We start from the raw sequence: 821 nt of genomic DNA on the forward strand, positions 1-821 counted from the left end.
AGGCGTACGGCGTGCTGCCAGAGGCGGACCTCACGTGGTGAGCGGCCGGCGGCCAGGACGCCGGCCGCGAGCATCAGGACGGCGGCCAGCGGGAGCAGCCACCACGCCCGGCCGTCCTGTTCGGCGAGCGTGCCGAGGCTCACCGTGCCGTCCTGGCCCTCGCCGGTGCGCAGCACGGCGGCCAGCGGCTTGGGCACCGGCAGTCCGATGGCGCCGACCAGCTGGCCGTGCCATTCGCCGCCGAGGCCCACGCCGAAGGCCAGCCAGACCAGGTTGGGCAGGGCGAGCAGCACAACGGCCGCGGTCTCCCGGGCGCCGCCGTGCACGGCGACCGTGCCGATCGCGGCCGCGACCCCCAGCACCACGTAGCCGAGCAGCACCATCAGCATCGCGAACGCGGCCGGGCGGACGGACTGCTGGAAGGGCACCAGGGAGCGCGGCAGCGGCGCCCGGCGGGAGACGGCGAAGGTGGCGGCGAGCACGACGAGCAGCCAGAGGAGCCCGAGTCCGAGGGTCGAGACGGGTTCCGCGTGGAAGCCCACCTCCGGGGTGAGGCCGAGGGCGCCGCCGAGTTCTTCGGCGAGGCTGTCGCCGAGCGGCACCGTAAAGGTGCGCCGGGCGGCGGCGCAGAGCAGGGCGAGCGCGGCCAGCCAGACCACCGCCGTCCGGGCGGCGCGGCCGAGCAGTTCGCGGCCGCCGGCCACCGCGCGGTGGCGCAGTTGGCGCAGGAAGACCTCGGCCACGGTCAGCGCGCCGACCAGTCCGACGGAGAGCGGCATCGCGGTGATCCCGGCGTCGACCGAGGCGAAGAAGCCGGCGCC

At 76.4% G+C, this 821-nt stretch carries 1 protein-coding gene; it reads right to left on the bottom strand.

What is annotated here, in order from left to right; genetic code table 11:
• On the bottom strand, positions 1–821 hold an 821-nt coding region (locus tag ABD308_RS39335; RefSeq protein ID WP_344345926.1), incomplete at both ends, for a streptophobe family protein.

Origin of the sequence: Kitasatospora putterlickiae (assembly GCF_039527695.1) — a bacterium.
GTDB lineage: Bacteria > Actinomycetota > Actinomycetes > Streptomycetales > Streptomycetaceae > Kitasatospora > Kitasatospora putterlickiae.